The sequence below is a fragment of the Cupriavidus sp. SIMBA_020 genome (assembly GCF_046535395.1).
GTDB lineage: Bacteria > Pseudomonadota > Gammaproteobacteria > Burkholderiales > Burkholderiaceae > Cupriavidus > Cupriavidus campinensis.
Genome location: NZ_JAWRWU010000399.1, coordinates 1 through 279, shown reverse-complemented (window position 1 = coordinate 279; position 279 = coordinate 1). Strand labels below are relative to the sequence as shown.

The following is a 279-nucleotide window of genomic DNA, read 5'->3' as shown; positions in this document are numbered from 1 at the left end:
AAGGTCGAGGCCAGCAGGCCGATGGCGGTGGCCACCACGTTGTAGATCAACGCGGCCGCCAGCAGCGTGGTGAAGCTGCCGGTGATCGGCACGCCGAACAGCGTCACCGCCAGCAGCGTCATCAACAGGAAGTTCAGCATCGCCAGCGCCACATAGGGCGCCTGCTTGCCCAGCAGGAATTCCAGCCGCGTCACCGGCGTGACGTACAGGTTGATGATCGAGCCCAGCTCCTTCTCGCGCACCACCGCCAGCGCGGTCAGCATGGCCGGCATCATCAGC

The 279-nt window shown here is 65.6% G+C and carries 1 protein-coding gene; it reads right to left on the bottom strand.

Features of this window, described 5'->3' with window-relative positions:
- The coding region (locus SB751_RS29765) for an ABC transporter permease (protein WP_410748994.1) at positions 1 to 279 on the bottom strand (279 nt) is incomplete at both ends.